Here is an 18,878-nt window from a genome sequence, read left to right as displayed (position 1 = left end):
TTTGTGAGGCCATTCGCAGGCACGCCCGCTCCCACAGGGATCTGCTTTGCCATCAAGGGCGATGCAGTACCTGTGGGAGCGGGCGTGCCCGCGAATCAACCTGGAAAAGGCAGTTACTCAGGCAAGGCAAACGCCATCACATAGTCCCCTTGCCTGGTGCCCAGCGAGCCATGCCCGCCGGCCATCACCAGCACATACTGGCGCCCGTCCTTGCCGGTGTAGGTCATCGGTGTGGTCTGCGCCCCTGCCGGCAACCGCCCCTCCCAGAGCACCTTGCCGTCGCGTACGTCATAGGCACGCAGGTACTGGTCGAGGGTGCCGCTGAGGAACGCCAGGCCGCTGGCGGTGGTGAAGGCACCACCCAGGCTCGGTACGCCCATGGTCAGCGGGATCGGTACTGGCGAGCTGTCCCGCACAGTGCCGTTCTTGTGCTTCCAGATCACCTTGTGCGTGGTCAGGTCCACGGCCGCCACATAGCCCCAGGACGGTGCCTGGCACGGCAGCCCCATCGGCGACAGGAAGGCGCTCATGATCACGCCATAAGGTGCGCCCTTGTTCGGCTGGATGCCTTCGGTCTCGCTCTTGCGCGCCGGCTGCCCGGCGATCTTGGACGCTGGCACCAGCTGTGACTTGAACGCCATGTAGCTGGGGTTGACGAAGGCGATCTGGCGCACCGGGTCGACCGAAATGCCACCCCAGTCGAACACCCCGAAGTTGCCCGGATAAACCAGCGAGCCCTGCAGCGACGGCGGGGTGTAGATGCCTTCATAGCGCAGCGATCGGAAGTCGATGCGGCAGAGCATCTGGTCGAACGGCGTCACGCCCCACATGTCGCGCTCGTGCAGGGTCGGCGGCATGAAGTTGAGTTCGGACATCGGCTGGGTCGGCGAGGTGTGATCGCCTTCTACCGCACCTTGCGGCACCGGCGTCTCGTGGATAGGCACCAGCGGCTGGCCATTGCTGCGGTCGAGCACGTAGATGCTGCCTTGCTTGGTCGAGGCCATCACCGCAGGCTTCATGCCGTCGGCAGTCTTGATATCGATCAGGCTAGGCTGGCCGCCGACGTCCATGTCCCACAGGTCATGATGGGTGAACTGGTAGTTCCAGCGCACCTTGCCGGTGGCAATGTCCAGGGCCACCAGGCCGGCACTGAACTTCTCGGCTTCGGGCGTGCGGTTGCCACCCCACTGGTCAGGCATCTGGTTGCCCATGGGCAGGTACAGCAGGCCGAGTTTTTCATCGGCGCTGATCACCGACCACACGTTCGGTGAGTTACGGGTGTAGAACTGGCCATCGGCGATCGGCGTAGTAGCTTCGGGGTTGCCGCTGTCCCAGTTCCACACCAGCTTGCCGGTGACTGCGTCATAGGCGCGGACTACCCCAGACGGCTCATCGGTGGAGACGTTGTCGGTGACGTGGCCGCCGAGGATCAGCAGGCCGCCGGCCACGGTGGGTGGCGAGGTGGAGTAGTAACCACCGGGGGCGAAGGTACCGATGTTGCGGGTCAGGTCGATCTGGCCGTTGTCGCCAAAGCCCTCGCACTGCTTGCCGGTATCGGCATCCAAGGCAATAAGGCGGGTGTCGGCAGTGGGCACGTAGACACGCTTGGCGCAGGCTTGGCCTGCAGCGGTGCTCGCCTGGGACTTGGCCGTGTCGAAGTAGGCCACGCCACGGCAGGTCATGTGCGCCCAGCCCTTGAAGTTGGCAGCGTTCTGAGTGCTGAGCTTGGGGTCGAAACGCCAGATTTCCTTGCCGCTATCCGGGTCCAGGGCAATCACCTGGCTGTGCGGGGTGCACACGTAGAGCTTGCCGTTGACCTTTAGCGGGGTGTTCTCCGCAGTGGTCTCGCCCGGATCATTAGGGCCGGGAATATCACCGGTCCGGTAGGTCCAGGCCAGCTTGAGCTTGCCGACGTTCTCCGGGGTAATCTGCTTGAGCGGCGAGTAGCGATCACCGAACTCGGTGCGGCCGTAGGATTGCCAGTCACCGTCGGGCATTTGCGGCGCCGCGCTGGTGGTGCCTGCGGTTTCCCGGTCGAGACGGCCGACGACGGTATCGGGATGGGTGAACTGGCTGGCCAGGGCCATCAGCCCCGCCACAACCACGGCCAGGCCCAGCACGCCATTGCCCAAGAGGTAGGGCTGGCCAAGGGTCAGCGGCCTGCGCAGCCAAGGCAACAGCAGGACCAGGCCAAGGACGAACCATAGCGCCAGGCGCGGTACCAGTTGCCACCAGTCCAGACCTACCTCCATCACTGACCACAACGTACTCAGCAGCAGCACGATGCCATAGACGCTCAGCGCCTCGCGGCGCACGGCCAGCAGCAGGCCAGCGGTGATCAGGATGCCGATGCCGGCCAGGAGGTAATACAGCGAGCCGCCGAGGCCCATCAGCTTGATGCCGCCGGCTACCAGGGCCAGGCCCATCAGCAGAAAGAGCACGCCTAGCAGCCTGGGCAGCAAGCGTGAGGGTTGCGAAGCACGGGTTGTGCTCATGGGTGAATTCTCCGTTTCCATTGGACTGAATCGATTAGCCCTTCAGCAGCGAAGAATAGTATTACGAAATGATTCTGCGACTAACCGTCGCGCCAAAGGGACTCCGTTGCCGCAAATGCAACAATATTCCCCGACGTCATCGTATGACCTTGGCTTTATCTGAACCTTGATCTAGAGCGCTCGCTGGCGAGGTTTCACTTGACTGCGCTAATTCATTGCGATCTTCGACGTTGACAGTGCATTTCCCGCTTGATAAAAAACGCCGCAGTTGTACGACAACACATAACAAAAACAACAGCGGACCCACCCCATGTCGAAAATCTGCCATATCCCCCTTCCCTTTGCGCTACTCGGCGCCAGCCTGCTCGGCGGCATGCCGGGCATCAGCCTCGCCCAGGGCTTCGTCGAAGACAGCAAGGCCGTGTTGGGCCTGCGCAACTTCTACATCAACCGTAACTTCACCAACCCCGGCAACCCACAGAGCAAAGCTGAAGAATGGACCCAAAGCTTCATTCTCGACGCCCGTTCCGGCTTCACCGAGGGGCCGGTGGGGTTTGGCGCGGATGTGCTGGGGCTGTGGTCGCTGAAGCTCGATGGCGGTGGCGGCACCTACGGCACGGCGCTGCTGCCACGCCATGACGACGGCAAGCCGGCGGATGACTACGGGCGTCTGGCAGTAGCAGGCAAAGCGCGTATTTCCAAGACCGAACTGAAGATCGGCGAGTGGATGCCGGTGCTGCCGATTTTGCGCTCTGACGATGGTCGCTCACTGCCGCAGACCTTCCGCGGCGGCCAGGTAACCTCCAGCGAAATTGGCGGGCTGACCCTGTATGGCGGCCAGTTCCGCGGTAACAGCCCGCGCAACGATGCGAGCATGGAAGACATGAGCTACGGCGGCGGCGTATCGGACCGCTTCAACTTTGTCGGTGGCGAATACACGTTCAACCAGAACCGCACCCTGGTCGGGCTATGGAAGGCGGTGCTCAAGGACGTCTACGCGCAGCAATACCTGCAACTGAGCCACAGCCAGCCGCTGGGCGACTGGACCCTCGGCGCCAACCTGGGTTACTTCCGTGGCGGCGAGGACGGCTCGGAACGTGCCGGCAAGCTGGACAACAAGACCTATTCGGGGATGTTCTCGGCCCGCTACGGCGGTAACACCTTCTGGATCGGGCTGCAGAAAGTCGATGGCGATACCTGGATGCGGGTCAATGGCACCAGCGGCGGGACCTTGGCCAACGACAGCTACAACTCCAGCTTCGACAATGCCGAAGAGCGCTCGTGGCAGGTGCGCCATGACTTCAACTTCGTGACGCTCGGGGTGCCCGGGCTGACCTTGATGAACCGCTATATCAGTGGCCGCGACGTGCACACCGGGGCGGTGACCGACGGCAAGGAGTGGGTGCGCGAGTCGGAACTGGCCTATGTGATCCAGAGCGGGCCGTTCAAGGACCTGAGCGTGAAGTGGCGCAACTCGAGCATTCGTCGCGACTACAGCAACAACGAATTCGATGAGAACCGGTTGATCTTCAACTATCCCCTGTCGTTGCTGTAATGCGGCCCTTGTGGGAGCGGGCGCGCCCGCGAAACAGGCGACGCGGTGGATGGCACCGGCTCTGCCGGTGTTCGCGGGCATGCCCGCTCCCACAGGGCCATGAAAACGCCCAAAAGCAGCATTGACAACCTCGGGAAGCGCTGCCGATAATCAGCCTAGTCATACGACAACTTACAACAATCACAAGTAGAGCCGCCATGACCACCACCCCCTTCAAGCGCCTGCTGCTCACCGGAGCCGCAGGCGGCCTGGGCAAGGTGCTTCGCCAACGCCTCACCGGCTTCGCCGAAGTCCTGCGCCTTTCCGATATCGCGCCGATGGCCCCTGCCACTGGCCCCCATGAAGAAGTTGTCCTTTGCGACTTGGCCGACAAGGCCGCGGTCCATGCCCTGGTCGAAGGCGTCGACGCTATCGTCCACTTCGGGGGCGTGTCCACCGAGCATTCCTTCGAGGACATCCTCGGCCCCAATATCTGCGGCGTGTTCCACATCTACGAAGCCGCACGCAAGCACGGGGTCAAGCGCATCATCTTCGCCAGCTCCAACCATGTGATTGGCTTCTATCATCAGGACCAGACGATCGACGCCCATGCCCTGCGCCGCCCCGACAGCTACTACGGGCTGTCCAAGTGCTACGGCGAGGATGTCGCCAGCTTCTACTTCGACCGCTACGGCATCCAGACCGTCAGCATCCGCATCGGCTCCTCGTTCGACGAGCCACAGAACCTACGCATGCTCAGCACCTGGCTGAGCTACGACGACCTCACTCAGCTGATCGAGCGCGGCCTGTTCACCGCCGATGTCGGCCACACCGTGGTCTACGGCGCCTCAGACAACCGCACCGTCTGGTGGGACAACCGCCATGCTGCGCACCTGGGCTACCAACCCAAGGACACCTCGGAAGTGTTCCGCGCCGCAGTTGAGGCCAAACCGGCGCCCGCCGCCGACGACCCGAGCATGGTCTACCAGGGTGGCGCCTTCGTCGCTGCCGGCCCTTTCAGCTGACACCCCCCTGCCAGGAGGCTCCAGCATGCACTGCGAACTGATCGTCGACGCCCGCAATGGCACCGGTGAAAGCCCTGTATGGCACCCCAGCGAACAGGCCCTGTACTGGGTCGATATCCCGGCCCGCCAGTTGCACCGTTGGCAGGACGGCGCCCATCAGGTCTGGCAGGGTGACGAGATGCTCGCCTGCATCGCCCGCACCGAAGGGGGCTGGGTCGCTGGCATGGAAAGCGGCATCTTCCAGCTGCGGGCCCAGGCCGACGGCCGCCTCGACAGCCGCCGGCTCGCCACAGTCGAACACCCGCACCACGGCATGCGCTTCAACGATGGCCGCTGTGACCGCCAGGGCCGGTTCTGGGCCGGCAGCATGTTGATGGACATGCAGCAAGGCGCCCACGTCGGCGCGCTGTACCGGCTCGATGGCGAGGGCCGGTTGCACCAGCAGCTCAAGGACATGATCGTGCCCAACGGCCTGGCCTTCAGCCCGGACGGCACGCGCATGTACCTGTCGGACTCGCATCCCAACGTGCAGAAGATCTGGACCTTCGATTACGACACCGACAGCGGCACCCCGCACAACCAGCGGCTGTTCGTCGACATGCGCGCCTTCCCCGGCCGCCCCGACGGCGCCGCCATCGATGCCGACGGCTGCTACTGGATCTGCGGCAACGACGCCGGGCAGATCCACCGGTTCACCCCCGACGGGCGGCTCGACCGCTCGCTCAGCGTGCCGGTAAAGAAACCGGCGATGTGCGCCTTCGGCGGGGCCAACCTCGACACCTTGTTCGTCACCTCGATCCGCCCTGCAGGCACTGACCTCAGCGACCAGCCCCTGGCCGGTGGCGTATTTGCCCTGCACCCCGGCGTCCAAGGCCTGGAGGAACCTGCCTGGCGCGGCTGACCGCGGCCCATGCAACACCGCAGCACCCGACACTCGCACGCGAAACCAGATAATAAAAACCACGGAGTTTCACCATGACCTTCAAACGCAAGCTGCTTCTTGCCGTACTCCCATTCGCGTTCAGCCTGTCATTGCCGGCCTCGGCACTCGACATCAAGTTCGCCGAGATCCACCCGGCCGGCTACCCGACCGTGGTCGCCGAACAGAACATGGGCAAGAAGCTCGAACAGGCCAGCAATGGCGAAATCACCTTCAAGATGTTCGCCGGCGGCGTGCTGGGTTCGGAAAAGGAAGTGATCGAGCAGGCGCAGATCGGTGCCGTGCAGATGACCCGCGTCAGCCTCGGTATCGTCGGCCCGGTGGTACCGGACGTGAACGTGTTCAACATGCCGTTCGTGTTCCGTGACCATGAGCACATGCGCAAGATCATCGATGGTGAAATCGGCCAGGAAATCCTCGACAAGATCACCAACTCCGAATTCAACCTGGTGGCCCTGGCCTGGATGGATGGCGGCTCACGCAGCCTCTACACCAAGAAGCCGGTGCGCCGCCTCGAAGACCTCAAGGGCATGAAAATCCGCGTGCAGGGCAACCCGCTGTTCATCGACATGATGAACGCCATGGGTGGCAATGGCATCGCCATGGACACCGGCGAAATCTTCAGCGCGCTGCAGACCGGGGTAATCGACGGCGCCGAGAACAACCCGCCGACCCTGCTCGAACACAACCACTACCAGAGCGCCAAGTACTTCACCCTGACCAATCACCTGATCCTGCCGGAGCCGGTGGTGATGTCCAAGACCACCTGGAACAAGCTCACGCCTGAGCAGCAGGTGCTGGTGAAGAAGGTTGCCCGTGAAGCGCAGATGGAAGAACGCGCACTGTGGGACGCCAAGTCCGCAGCCAGCGAAGAGAAGCTCAAGGCCGCCGGTGTCGAGTTCATCGCCGTCGACACCAAGCCGTTCTACGACGCCACCGCCCCGGTGCGCGAGAAGTACGGTGCGCAATATGCCGACCTGATGAAGCGTATCGACGCGGTCCAGTAACCCCGGCCCTCCTCCCAAGATGACCTCGGCAGTGCGACACCCGTCGCCCTGCCGCTCTGGTGATGCCTATGAAAATGCTTTTCCTGAGCGTCAACGACACGCTGTACCGCACCTGCATCTGGGTCGCCGGCCTGTCGATCCTGACCATGGCGCTGATCATCCCCTGGGGCATCTTTGCCCGCTACGTGCTGGGTACCGGGTCCAGCTGGCCGGAGCCGGTGTCGATCCTGCTGATGGTGCTGTTCACCTTCATCGGCGCCGCCGCCAGCTACCGCGCCGGCGCGCACATGGCGGTGGCGATGATCACTGACCGCCTGCCGGAGCCGCTGCGTCGGCTGGTGGCGGTGTTCACTCAACTGTTGATGGTGGGGGTCTGCGTGTTCATGACCTGGTACGGCTACAAGCTGTGCGTCACCACCTGGAACCAGTACATGGCCTCGCTGCCCGGCGTACGGGTGGGCATGAGCTACGCGCCGATCCCGGTCGGCGGCGTGCTGACGCTGATCTTCGTGCTGGAGAAACTTCTGCTGGGCGACCAGAGCCAGCGCAAGGTGGTGCGCTTCGACCTGGTTGAAGAAAACGAGGGGGCGGCGTAAATGGATGCGTTCATTCTGTTGGGTAGCTTCATTGCGCTGATCCTGCTGGGCATGCCGGTGGCCTACGCCCTGGGCCTGTCGGCACTGATCGGCGCCTGGTACATCGACATCCCGCTGCAGGCGATGATGATCCAGGTCGCCAGTGGGGTTAACAAGTTTTCGCTGCTGGCCATTCCGTTCTTCGTGCTGGCCGGTGCGATCATGGCCGAGGGCGGCATGTCGCGGCGCCTGGTAGCGTTCGCCGGGGTGCTGGTGGGCTTCGTGCGCGGCGGGCTTTCGCTGGTGAACATCACCGCGTCGACCTTCTTCGGTGCCATCTCCGGCTCGTCGGTGGCGGATACCGCATCGGTGGGCTCGGTGCTGATCCCGGAAATGGAGCGCAAGGGCTACCCGCGTGAATTCTCCACAGCCGTGACCGTGAGCGGCTCGGTGCAGGCCCTGCTGACGCCGCCGAGCCACAACTCGGTGCTGTACTCGCTGGCAGCTGGGGGGACGGTGTCGATCGCTTCGCTGTTCATGGCCGGGGTGATGCCGGGGCTGCTGCTGAGCGCTGTGATGATGGGCCTGTGCCTGATCTTCGCCAAGAAGCGCAACTACCCCAAGGGCGAGGTGATTCCGCTGCGCCAGGCGCTGAAGATTGCCGGTGAAGCCCTGTGGGGCCTGATGGCCATGGTGATCATCCTTGGCGGCATCCTGTCGGGTGTGTTCACCGCGACCGAATCGGCTGCGGTGGCGGTGGTGTGGTCGTTCTTCGTGACCATGTTCATCTATCGCGACTACAAGTGGCGCGACCTGCCCAAGCTGATGCACCGCACGGTACGCACCATCTCGATCGTGATGATCCTGATCGGCTTCGCCGCAAGCTTCGGCTATGTGATGACCCTGATGCAGATCCCGTCGAAGATCACCACGGCGTTCCTGACCCTGTCGGATAACCGCTACGTGATCCTGATGTGCATCAACTTCATGCTCCTGCTGCTGGGCACGGTGATGGACATGGCACCGCTGATTCTGATCCTCACGCCGATCCTGCTGCCGGTGATTACCGGTATCGGCGTGGACCCGGTGCACTTCGGCATGATCATGCTGGTCAACCTGGGGATCGGGCTGATCACCCCACCGGTGGGTGCGGTGCTGTTCGTCGGGTCAGCGATTGGCAAGGTCAGCATCGAGGCCACGGTGCAGGCGTTGCTGCCGTTCTACCTGGCGCTGTTCCTGGTGCTGATGGCGGTGACCTACATACCGGCCATCTCGCTGTGGCTGCCGAGCGTCGTCCTGTAATCGCAATGGGGGCCGCTTTGCGGCCCATTCGCGGGCACGCCCGCTCCCACAGGGATTGCTTGGTCCCTGTGGGAGCGGGCGTGCCCGCGGATGGGCTGCAAAGCAGCCCCGGATTTCCCATGCAAACGGATCCTGCACATGGCTGCCCCCTCTTCTGCAACCACCCTCTTCCCGCGCAAACTGGCCATCGCCCTTCTGGCGCTGCTGGCCTGCTCGTTCGCCGGCAACCACATCGCCGCACGCATCGCCTTCGACAACGACACCGGAGTGCTGCTGGCCATTCTCTGCCGCTCGGGCATCACCTTCCTGGTGCTGGCCAGCCTGGTGCTATGGCAACGCCAGCCGCTCGGCCTGCCTGCCGGCACACGGCGCTGGCAGCTGCTGCTGGGCTTGCTGATCGCGACCCAGAGCCTGTGCCTGTATTCGGCGGTGGCACGCATTCCGGTCGCCCTGGCGCTGCTGGTGGGCAATACCTTTCCCATGCTCCTGGCGCTGCTGACCTGGGCACTGGGCGGTACCCGCCCGAGCGGGCGCACGCTGCTGTTCATGGGGCTGATCCTGTGTGGCCTGGTGCTGGCGCTGGATGTTCCGGCACGCCTGGCCGACGGTGGCGATGCCAACCCGCACTGGACCTTGGGTGTGGGCCTGGCGTTCTGCGCCGCCTGCGTGTTTGCCTGCGCCCTGTGGATCACCGACCACAAGCTGGCCGCCGTACGCGGCCCGGTGCGCAGCCTGCTGACTTTGCTGATCGTGTTCACCAGCATGCTGGCCGCTGGTATCAGCGGCGTGATGCCTGCCGGCTTGTCGCTGCCGGGAAGCTCCACCGGCTGGGTGGCACTGGCCAGCCTGGTGGTGCTGTATGGCGTGGCCTTCACCTTGCTGTTCGTCTGTGTGCCGAGGCTGAACATGGCGCAGAACGCACCGGTGATGAACGTAGAGCCCATCGCTACCCTGTTGTTGGGCTGGGCGTTGCTCGGCCAGCAACTCAGTGGCTTGCAATTGATTGGCGGTGCCGTAGTGGTGTGCGGCATCGTCCTGCTGACCTATCGGAGGCCCTGATGAGCGTCCCCCTGCTGCACCTGCAAGACCCGCTGACCCGCCTGAGCATCGCCCCTGAGCTGGGCGCCAGCCTGGTCAACTGGCAGGCCAGCGCCACCGGCCAGGCGCTGCTGCGCCCTGCCGACGCGGCCGCCCTGGCTAGCGGCAGCCCGCGGCGCCTGGGCTGCTACCCCTTGGTCCCCTGGTCCAACCGGATCGCCGAGGGCGGCTTCCAGCGCCCCGATGGCTGGCTGGCCCTGGCACCGAACACCGGGCACGATCCCTACCCGATCCACGGCAGTGCCTGGCAGCAGCCCTGGCAGGTGGAGCAGCACAGCGAGCACCACGCCCGCCTGAGCCTCGACAGCACAATACCGTTTGCCTACCGTGCGACACTGGATGTGCACCTGCATGAGGGCTGCCTTGCCATCGATCTGCAGGCCACGCATCTGGATTCGGCGGCTAGCTGGTATGGCCTCGGGCTGCATCCTTACTTTCCGCGCCATCCTGATACGCGATTGCAGGCGCAGGCGCGCACCGTCTGGCTGGCGGAGAACGGTGCGTTGCCGTCACGGCAAGCCGAGGTACCTGATCACTGGAATTTCGCCCGCGCACGGACACTGCCGGCCACGGCGGTGGATCATGCCTTCAGCGAATGGCCCGGCCACTGCGTGATCGAGCAGCCGGGCGCGGGATATCGGCTGCTATGCAGTGCCAGCGGCGCCGAACATTTTCTGTTGTTCTGCCCGCACGAGCAGCCATTCTTCTGCTTCGAGCCAGTGAGCCACCCGATCAATGCGCATCACTTGCCAGGGCGACCAGGATTGAGACTGTTGCAGCAGGGAGAATCGATCAGCCTGGGATTGAGGATGCACTATCAGCCAATGTGACTGGCTGGGATTGGGGCTGCTTTACAGCCCCAAGACTTCAAGCCTTACGCCAGTGCCTCGGACGAGGTTGCCAACGACTGTGGCGAAGCAGCCCCATTCACCTCGCGTGCGACCTTCCATACCAGCACTGCCGCCACGATATCGAATGCCGCCAGCACCACGAACAGTGGGCTGTAGCCAATTTGCGTAACCAGGATGCCGAACACCAGGGTAAACAGCGCCGCGCCCAGGTAACCACACATCCCGCCCATGCCGGTCGCCGTCGCCACCTGGTCCTTGCTGAACGAATCCGAGGTGATCGAATACAGCGCCCCCGACAAGGTCTGGTGGGCAAAGCCGCCAATGCACAGCAGCAGGATCGCCGTGTACGGGCTTTCGACCAAACCGATACAGGCCGGGCCGATCATGCAGCTGGCGCCGAATACCAGCACCATCTTGCGTGAGGTGAACAGCGACACCTTGAAGTAACGATGGAACATTGGGCTCAGGTAGCCCCCAAGCACGCAGCCGATGTCGGCAGCCAGGAACGGCAGCCAGGCGAACATCGCCACTTCCTTGATGTTCATGTGCCGCTCGGTCATCAGGTACAGCGGGATCCAGGCGTTGAAGGTCTGCCAGGCCGGCTCGGAAAGAATGCGTGCCGAGGCGATCGCGTAGAAGTTGCGGGTCTTGAAGATGCGCTTCCACGCGCCCTTTTCACGCTGCTCGGCTTTGAAGTGGGCTTCCTGGCCGCTGAGAATGTAGTCACGCTCAGCGTCACTCAGGCGCTGCTGATCACGCGGATGCTTGTACAGCAGCATCCACAGCAGGGTCCACAGCACACCGGACGCGCCAACGATGACGAATGCCAGCTGCCAGCCACTGTGCAGGATCGCCCATACCACCAGCGGTGGCGCCAGCAATGCGCCCAAGGACGAGCCGATGTTGAACCAGCCGATGGCGACCGAGCGTTCCTTGGCCGGGAACCATTCGGTGGTGGCCTTGACCCCGGCCGGCAAGCCGGCCGCCTCGGTCATGCCCAGCAACCCGCGCAGGAACGCCATGCTCTGCCAACCGCTGGCCAGGGCGGCCCCCGCACAGGCCAGCGACCAGGCCAAGGCGAAGACGGCAAAGCCCAGTTTGGTGCCGATGAAATCGATGAGCCAGCCAGCAATCGGCTGCATGAGGGCGTAACACATCTGCCAGGTCGCGACGATCTTGGCGTATTGCTCGGTGGTGATGGATAAGTCGGTCATCAGGGTGGGAGCTGCCACCGAGAGGGTGTTGCGGGCGAGGTAGTTGACGACGAGCCCGGCCGTGACAAGGCTGACCATCCACCAACGGATGCCTTTGATCTTCATGGTTCACCTGAATCTTGTTTTTAGAGTGACGGGTGATCTGCCCCATGCGCCGGCAGGGCGAAATGAGACAAATTGTTTCAGGTGAAGAGTGCCATGTCGTAGGTCGTCGTACAACAATAAATATCAATGATCCGAGAAATCGAAAAGTTCGCAGCGAGCCTCTGATGAATCCTGCGTTGTTGTACGATCTCCTTGCTCAATCCAGGTGACGGGCTCGCAAATCCTGCGCCAGCATGTCGATGAACGAACGCACCTTGGCTGAGCCGTACTTGCTCTCTCGATGCAAGATATGGATCGGCCAGGGGGCCTCCTCGTAATCGGCAAGAATGACCTTCAGCTTGCCGCTGGCCAGCTCATCGACCACCTGATACGACAACAGCCTGGCAACGCCCAGTCCATCCACTGCCGCAGCGATCGCGCCATCGTTGCTGGTGACTGTCAGCCTCGGCTTCATGCGTACCAGGGTGGGTTCGTCGGCCAGGCCGAAGCGCCAGCCGGCGCGCGGCGAGAGGGTGGTAGTAGCGATCACCGCATGCTCCAGCAAGTCCGACGGGTGCTGCGGCTCGCCCCATCGGGCAAGGTAGTCGGGCGATGCACACAGCATCCGCCGCACCCGGCCCACGCGCAGCGCCTTGAGACCGGAGTCAGGCAGCGGCCCGATGCGCACGGCCACGTCCATGCCCTCCTCGACCATGTTCACCACGCGGTCGAGGAAGTACGCCGACACATCGACCTCGGGGTAGCGCTGCAGGTAGCGCACGATACAAGGCATGACGAACTTCTTGCCGAACAGGATCGGCGCGGTGATCGCCAGTTCACCCTTGGGCGTGGCGTTGATCCCGGCCGCAGCTTCGTTGGCTTCATGGATGCTGGCGAGAATGTGCCGGGTGTCTTCCAGGTAACGGCCGCCCGCATCGGTCAGCCGCACGCTGCGGGTGGTGCGCAACAGCAGCTTGACCCCGATCTGCTCTTCGAGGGCGCTGACGGCACGGGTAACGGCGGCCGGCGAGATGTCCAGGCGGCGGGCGGCAGCGGCAAAGCTTTCCAGCTCGCCGACAGCAACGAACACCTTCATCAGGTGGATCTGGTCCATGCACGCTCCTGAGCATCGGGGATGCGGGAGATTATCGGCTGCCTTAAAGCTCAAGCACCAGTGCCTGCGCTGGCACGGCACAACAGATCAGCGCAGTGCCTTCCTCCGGCATCTCGGCAGGGGGATTCGGGTAATGCACCTGCCCACTCACCACCTTGGTCTTGCACGTCCCGCAAGACCCACCCCGGCAACTGAACTCCGGTGACAGCCCGCGCGCCTCGGCCAGCTCCAGCAAGGTCCCAGCCCCCGGTGCCCAACGAGCCTCCTTGGCGGAGCTGGCGAAGTACACAGGTACCGGCTCGCTGGCAGCCGGCGGCTGCTGCAGCGTGGGGCGCTGGTCGTCGCCATGCCGGCGCAGTGTCGATGGCCCGAAGGCTTCGGCATGAATGCGGGCATCCGGCACATGCACGCCGCGCAATCCCTCATACAGATCCTGGGTGAAGCTGGCCGGCCCACACAGGTAGAAGTCGTAATCATCCAGTGCCAGCGCGCCCTTCACCTGCTCGATGCCCAGTCGCCCGACGTGCTCGAAGTCACGCCCTTGCACGGCTTCGGCCTCAGGCTGGCTCAACGAACGATGCACGCTCAAGCCAGGGCCGGCTCGCTGACGCAGTTCGGCCAGTTCCTGCTGGAACGGCAGATCACTCAGGCTGCGGGCGCCGTGGAACAAATGGATGCGGCGCGCCTGCCCGTTCGCCAACAGCTCGCGCAGCATGGCGATCAGCGGTGTGATGCCCACGCCCGCACCGATCAGCACGACAGGCCTGGTGCTGACGCTGTCCAGGATGAAGCTGCCCATCGGCCGGCGGACTTCCAGCCTGTCCCCTGCCCTGACACGCTCATGCAGAAAGCGCGACGCCGGGCCCTGCGCCTTGACGCTGATCCGCAGGTAGCCATCGGACGGCGCGCAGGACAGGCTGTAGGTGCGAATCAGCGGCGCATCGGCTCCCAGCGGGATACGCACGGGAATATGCTGGCCGGGCGAGAAGGTCACCGGCTCATCCGCGGCCAGATAGAACGAGCGTATGTCTCGACTCTCCTGCTCCACCCGCGCCACCCGCCAGGTCAGCCACTGGCGTTGCCGCTCACGCAGCTCAAGCCGCTGCTGCGCCTCGGCCCAGGTGCCGGTCATCAAGCTGGTTGGCGCGTACTCCTCGAAGGCCCAGCGCAAACTCACCGCCGCCCGGCGCAGGACCACCTGCTCGATGTCCAGTGTCCATAACCGCTCGGCGCCTTCGAATACCGTGATCAGCGGGCTGTCGAGTATCACCTCGGTGCGCCCGGTCACTTGCAGCACATCACCACTGCTGAAGTCGACGAACAACAGCCCGGCCACCGGGTTTTCCAGCAGGTTGCCAAGGGTGTTGAAATGCAGGTTGCCGGCATAGTCTGGAATGCTCAGGCGGTTGCCTTCGACCCGAACGAAGCCGGGGCGGCCGCCTCGGTGCGAGACGTCCACCGAACGGTGCCCGTCGGCGTGGTCGATGTAACTGGCGACGAAGAACGTGTCCGCGTTTGCGATCATCTGGGCGGTCGTTGCGTCCAGCCCTCGCGCATCAATCCGCCCTTGTTGCGGTTCATCGACACGGGTGTACTGGCGCAGCTGGATGTACTGCGGGCAATTGCCGAAAGACTGCTCGACCCGCACCTGCAGCGCACCACTTGCACCCTGAGCGATCAGCCCGTTGATGCGGTTACGCCGGCGCGTATGCAATTCGATGCCGAGCAGGCCGATGGCCCCGCCAGCAGCAAGCCCTGGCGCTGCAGGGTCGTCGCTGGCCGGGTGGCAGTCGATCAGCAATTGCCGTGGGTCAGGCGAGCTGACGAAGCCTGCCGGGCCCTCGAGCAACGTCGCCCAAGGTTTGCCGCCCTGGTCTACAGCACCGGCAACGATGAATGGCAATTGCTGGTAGAACGCGCGGTGCTGGTCGGGCATGTAGTCGCGGATGACTTTCTGCCCGAACACTTCCATGCGCTCCGAAACACCGACCTGTTCTTGCAGGCGCTTCTCGCCGGCATGCCAGGGCGAAGTGCGATGGCTGGGGAGTTGCTGCATGGCGGCAGTCCTCGTGTGGAGTAGCGGCTCAGATACTGGTCTGCAAGCCAATGGCCGTGCGCGGCATGGCGACAAAGCCAGGCAATGCTTCTATCCGGGCCAGCCAGGCACGCACGTTGGGATAGGGTTCCAGCGAGACATTGCCCTCGGGTGCGTGGGCAATGTAGGAATAGTTGGCAACGTCGGCGATGGTCGGCTCGCTGCCGGCGAGGAACGCCGACTTGGCCAGCTCGGCGTCCATCACCTTGAGCAAGGTGTGTGCTCGCGCAATGACTTCGTCGGTGTTGAACGAAGCGCCGAACACGGTCACCAGGCGGGCGGCTGCGGGGCCGAAGGCCAGCGGCCCGGCTGCAACCGACAACCAGCGCTGCACGCGTGCCGCTTTGACCGGGTCATGGGGTAACCACTTGCCCGCCTTGTCGTAGGTGCTGGCCAGGTACACCAGAATGGCATTGGAATCAGCGATCACGGTGCCGTTGTCATCGATCACCGGTACCTGGCCAAACGGATTGAGGGCGAGGAATTCCGGCTGCTTGTGCGCACCTTTGGCCAGGTCGACGAACACCAGTTCGGTAGGCAGGCCGAGCAGCGACAGCATCAGCTCGATGCGGTGGGCGTGGCCGGACTTGGGGAAGTTGTAAAGTTTGATCATGGGCTGGGCTCCAGGGCCGGCATCGGGGTGATGCCAGGTGGAGCCCATCCTGCACTGATCCGGCGGGCAGCAGAATCAGCGTGAGGAGCAAACCATAATTTCGCCTAGTGGAATAATAGGCCGGTCAGTGCCGCGACTGCTTCTGATAGCGATACAGCCCGCGCGCTGCCTCGACCACGTGCGGCACGCAAGCCTGCAATTCATCGAAACTCATGGCATCGAGCAATTCGAAGTTGTCTTCCAGCCCATGCAGTGAAATCGCCTTGAGCAACTGCTCCTGCTCTGGCGGCAGCTCCCCCCAACCCGCCACCTGCGTGCCGCGCATGTAACCGAAGCACCACTCTTCCATGATGATCGCTGGCCCCTCCTCGGCCTCGCTCTCTTCGAACAACGGCTCGAAGCTTTCGAGGTCCTGCGCCAGTTGCTCGGCGATCTGGTAGGCATAGCGCAGCATCAAGGCGGTGTAGGCCTCTTCATGGGCGGGTTTCTTGAACTTCGGCACCTTGCCGCCAGCGACGGTAGGCAACCATTGCTCGGGCAGCACGTCGACCGGGGAGCTGGCCAGGGCGGTGAAAAAGCCGTTGAGCTCGGCCAGGTTGAGCACCGAATAGTCGTTGCCGTAGGTGATCAGCAAGTCTTCGAGGCGGGCGAGTTCTTTTTCGCTGAGGGCAGGGAGCATGTGCGGGTATCCTGGGGTGAAGATTTGCCTGCACCCTAGCACATGGGGGATCGGATCTGCAGAAAGCATTCTGCGGCGGTTCGACACCCCGCTGAACCTGCGGCCAAGGGTTGCACAACTTTCGCAAGCTGTGCGGTCCCAGTGGCAGCGGGTTCAGCGGGGCGCCGAACCGCCGCGAATAGGCCCTTAAGCCTTAAACCGCCAGCGCACGCTCACGCAGCTCGCTGTTGAGGATGCGGTCGTTCTCGCTGTAGTCGACCGGGCAGTCGATTACGTGCACGCCAGGGGTCTTGATGCAGTGCTCGAGCAGTGGCAGCAAGGCTTCGGCGCTTTCGACGCGGTGACCATTGGCACCGTAGGCTTCGGCGTATTTGACGAAGTCCGGGTTGCCGTAGTCCAGGCCGAAATCGGTGAAGCCCATGTTGGCCTGTTTCCAGCGGATCATGCCGTAGCCATCGTCACGCAGGATCACCACGGTGATGTGCATGCCCAGACGGACTGCGGTTTCCAGCTCCTGGCTGTTCATCATGAAGCCGCCGTCGCCGCACACCGAGATCACCGGGCGGTCCGGGTACACCAGGTGCGAAGCCATGGCCGATGGCAGGCCTGCGCCCATGGTCGCCAGGGCGTTGTCGAGCAGTACGGTGTTCGGCTTGTGCGCCTTGTAGTTACGGGCGAACCAGATCTTGTAGATGCCGTTGTCCAGGGCCACGATGCCTTCGGACGGCAGCACGCGACGGATGTCGGCGACCAGACGCTGCGGGTAGACCGGGAAGCGATTGTCGTCGGCGCCTTCGGCGATCTGCGCCTCGTTCGCTTCACGAATGGCCATCAGACGGGTGAAGTCCCAGTGCGCGGTGTCGTTCAGTGCTTCGCTGATCTGCCACACGGCGTTGGCAATGTCGCCGATCACTTCGACCTGCGGGAAGTACACGGCATCGACTTCGGCGGAGCGGAAGCTGATGTGGATGACTTCGGTGCCACCACGGACCATGAAGAATGGCGGCTTCTCGATCACGTCGTGACCGATGTTGATGATCAGGTCGGCGGCTTCAATGGCACGGTGGACGAAGTCACCGGACGACAGCGCAGCGTTGCCGAGGAAGCGCGGGTGGCGCTCGTCGACCACACCTTTACCCATCTGGGTGGTGATGAACGGGATACCGGTCTTGTCGATCAACTGCTTGAGGACCTTGGCGGTCATCTTGCGGTTGGCGCCGGCGCCGATCACCAGGATCGGGCTACGGGCCTTGTGCAGTTTCTCTACAGCGGCTTCGATGGCCACGTGCTCGGCCAGCGGGCGACGGTGCAGGCTGCGCGGGATCGGCAGGGCGTCGGTCTGCTCGGCGGCGATGTCTTCCGGCAGCTCCAGGTGCACAGCGCCCGGCTTTTCTTCTTCAGCCAGGCGGAACGCTTCGCGCATACGGGCCGGGATGTTGTCGGCCGAGGCGAACTGGTGAGTGTACTTGGTGATGGGATCCATCATGCCGCACACATCAATGATCTGGAAGCGGCCCTGCTTGGACTTCTTGATCGGTTTCTGGCCGGTGATCATCATCATCGGCATGCCGCCCAGGTAGGCGTATGCACTGGCGGTTACCAGGTTGGTCGCACCAGGGCCCAGGGTCGACAGGCTGACGCCAGTCTTGCCGGTCAGGCGACCATAGGTGGCAGCCATGAAGCCCGCGGACTGCTCGTGGCGGGTCAGTACCAGCTTGATCTTCGACTTGCGCAGGGATTCCAGCAGGTCGAGGTTTTCCTCACCAGGAATGCCGAACACATACTCGACACCTTCGTTTTCCAGGCATTGCACAACGACATCGGCGGCCTTGGCCATCTTGCTTGTAACCTCAAGTGATCGGACGGAAAGTCCAGAAATGCGCAGCACGGTACGCTGGCATCGCTCGGTTCGGGGGCCAGGATTGCCCCGAACTTAAGTCTTGACGCAGCTTAAGCGCAAACAAGTCACGTTAATTTGCGAGAAATATTGTCGCACCGTACAGACGGCACAGATAGGAGGATACAGACAAAAGACATTTGGCTGCAGCGTCATAGCGCCGCATTGCCGGAGGACGGAAAAGACAAAACCCCTACCTGCGTGCGCAGATAGGGGTTTTGCGAAATGAATCTTGACGATGACCTACTCTCACATGGGGAAACCCCACACTACCATCGGCGATGCATCGTTTCACTACTGAGTTCGGGATGGGATCAGGTGGTTCCAATGCTCTATGGTCGTCAAGAAATTCTGT

At 63.2% G+C, this 18,878-nt stretch carries 15 protein-coding genes and 1 rRNA gene; 8 read left to right on the top strand and 8 right to left on the bottom strand.

The window, feature by feature from the left end:
- Nucleotides 1-113: 113 nt before the first annotated feature.
- Nucleotides 114-2,495, bottom strand: a complete 2,382-nt coding sequence (locus tag CQW31_RS27895; RefSeq protein ID WP_054885589.1) for a glucose/quinate/shikimate family membrane-bound PQQ-dependent dehydrogenase — start codon at nucleotides 2,493-2,495, stop codon at nucleotides 114-116.
- Nucleotides 2,496-2,805: 310 nt separating this feature from the next.
- On the opposite strand from CQW31_RS27895, the gene CQW31_RS27890 reads away from it, so the two are divergent.
- From CQW31_RS27890 to CQW31_RS27855, 8 genes are all read left to right on the top strand, one after another.
- Nucleotides 2,806-4,050 (top strand): OprD family porin, encoded by a 1,245-nt coding sequence (locus CQW31_RS27890; RefSeq protein ID WP_054885590.1) that lies wholly within the window; start codon nucleotides 2,806-2,808, stop codon nucleotides 4,048-4,050.
- A 197-nt stretch (nucleotides 4,051-4,247) separates the two neighbouring features.
- Complete coding sequence (locus CQW31_RS27885) at nucleotides 4,248-5,054, top strand: NAD(P)-dependent oxidoreductase (RefSeq protein WP_099815931.1); 807 nt, start codon at nucleotides 4,248-4,250, stop codon at nucleotides 5,052-5,054.
- A 25-nt stretch (nucleotides 5,055-5,079) separates the two neighbouring features.
- On the top strand, nucleotides 5,080-5,955 hold the full coding sequence (locus tag CQW31_RS27880) for an SMP-30/gluconolactonase/LRE family protein (protein ID WP_099815930.1): 876 nt from the start codon (nucleotides 5,080-5,082) through the stop codon (nucleotides 5,953-5,955).
- 74 nt (nucleotides 5,956-6,029) lie between these two features.
- Nucleotides 6,030-7,001 (top strand): TRAP transporter substrate-binding protein, encoded by a 972-nt coding sequence (locus CQW31_RS27875; RefSeq protein WP_054885593.1) that lies wholly within the window; start codon nucleotides 6,030-6,032, stop codon nucleotides 6,999-7,001.
- Nucleotides 7,002-7,069: 68 nt separating this feature from the next.
- Nucleotides 7,070-7,597 carry a TRAP transporter small permease gene (locus CQW31_RS27870; protein WP_099815929.1) on the top strand — a complete coding sequence of 176 codons (528 nt, stop codon included), beginning with the start codon at nucleotides 7,070-7,072 and terminating at the stop codon, nucleotides 7,595-7,597.
- Nucleotides 7,598-8,878, top strand: coding sequence for a TRAP transporter large permease (locus CQW31_RS27865; RefSeq protein WP_054885595.1), 1,281 nt, complete (start codon nucleotides 7,598-7,600; stop codon nucleotides 8,876-8,878).
- 138 nt (nucleotides 8,879-9,016) lie between these two features.
- Nucleotides 9,017-9,937 (top strand): DMT family transporter, encoded by a 921-nt coding sequence (locus tag CQW31_RS27860; RefSeq protein WP_099815928.1) that lies wholly within the window; start codon nucleotides 9,017-9,019, stop codon nucleotides 9,935-9,937.
- Entirely contained in the window at nucleotides 9,937-10,806 is an 870-nt protein-coding gene (locus CQW31_RS27855; protein ID WP_099815927.1) for an aldose 1-epimerase, read from the top strand. Before CQW31_RS27860 ends, CQW31_RS27855 begins: the two co-directional genes overlap by 1 nt.
- A gap of 44 nt (nucleotides 10,807-10,850) precedes the next feature.
- Here CQW31_RS27855 and CQW31_RS27850 read toward each other — a convergent pair whose 3' ends face one another.
- The 7 genes from CQW31_RS27850 to rrf all read right to left on the bottom strand — a co-directional run bounded on the left by CQW31_RS27850 (nucleotide 10,851) and on the right by rrf (nucleotide 18,869).
- Nucleotides 10,851-12,146, bottom strand: coding sequence for an MFS transporter (locus CQW31_RS27850; RefSeq protein ID WP_099815926.1), 1,296 nt, complete (start codon nucleotides 12,144-12,146; stop codon nucleotides 10,851-10,853).
- 196 nt (nucleotides 12,147-12,342) lie between these two features.
- The gene (locus CQW31_RS27845) at nucleotides 12,343-13,239 is read right to left on the bottom strand and encodes a LysR family transcriptional regulator (RefSeq protein ID WP_054885599.1); all 897 of its coding nucleotides are present in this window, start codon (nucleotides 13,237-13,239) and stop codon (nucleotides 12,343-12,345) included.
- A 43-nt stretch (nucleotides 13,240-13,282) separates the two neighbouring features.
- Nucleotides 13,283-15,295: a pyridoxamine 5'-phosphate oxidase family protein gene (locus CQW31_RS27840; RefSeq protein WP_099815925.1), complete on the bottom strand. Its 2,013-nt coding sequence runs from the start codon at nucleotides 15,293-15,295 to the stop codon at nucleotides 13,283-13,285.
- A gap of 28 nt (nucleotides 15,296-15,323) precedes the next feature.
- A complete protein-coding gene (locus tag CQW31_RS27835; protein ID WP_054885601.1) occupies nucleotides 15,324-15,947 on the bottom strand; it encodes a glutathione S-transferase family protein in 624 nt (207 codons plus the stop codon).
- A gap of 124 nt (nucleotides 15,948-16,071) precedes the next feature.
- The gene (locus tag CQW31_RS27830; RefSeq protein ID WP_054885602.1) at nucleotides 16,072-16,626 is read right to left on the bottom strand and encodes a UPF0149 family protein; all 555 of its coding nucleotides are present in this window, start codon (nucleotides 16,624-16,626) and stop codon (nucleotides 16,072-16,074) included.
- A 193-nt stretch (nucleotides 16,627-16,819) separates the two neighbouring features.
- Nucleotides 16,820-18,463, bottom strand: a complete 1,644-nt coding sequence (locus tag CQW31_RS27825; protein WP_054885603.1) for an acetolactate synthase large subunit — start codon at nucleotides 18,461-18,463, stop codon at nucleotides 16,820-16,822.
- A 290-nt stretch (nucleotides 18,464-18,753) separates the two neighbouring features.
- Nucleotides 18,754-18,869 (bottom strand): 5S ribosomal RNA (rrf, locus tag CQW31_RS27820).
- Between the last annotated feature and the right edge of the window lie 9 nt (nucleotides 18,870-18,878).

It is taken from the genome of Pseudomonas sp. 382 (genome assembly GCF_002759075.1).
GTDB classification, from domain to species: Bacteria; Pseudomonadota; Gammaproteobacteria; order Pseudomonadales; family Pseudomonadaceae; genus Aquipseudomonas; species Aquipseudomonas vlassakiae.
The sequence above is the reverse complement of the archived record's forward strand: the minus strand, read 5'-3'. Positions and strand labels throughout refer to the sequence as shown.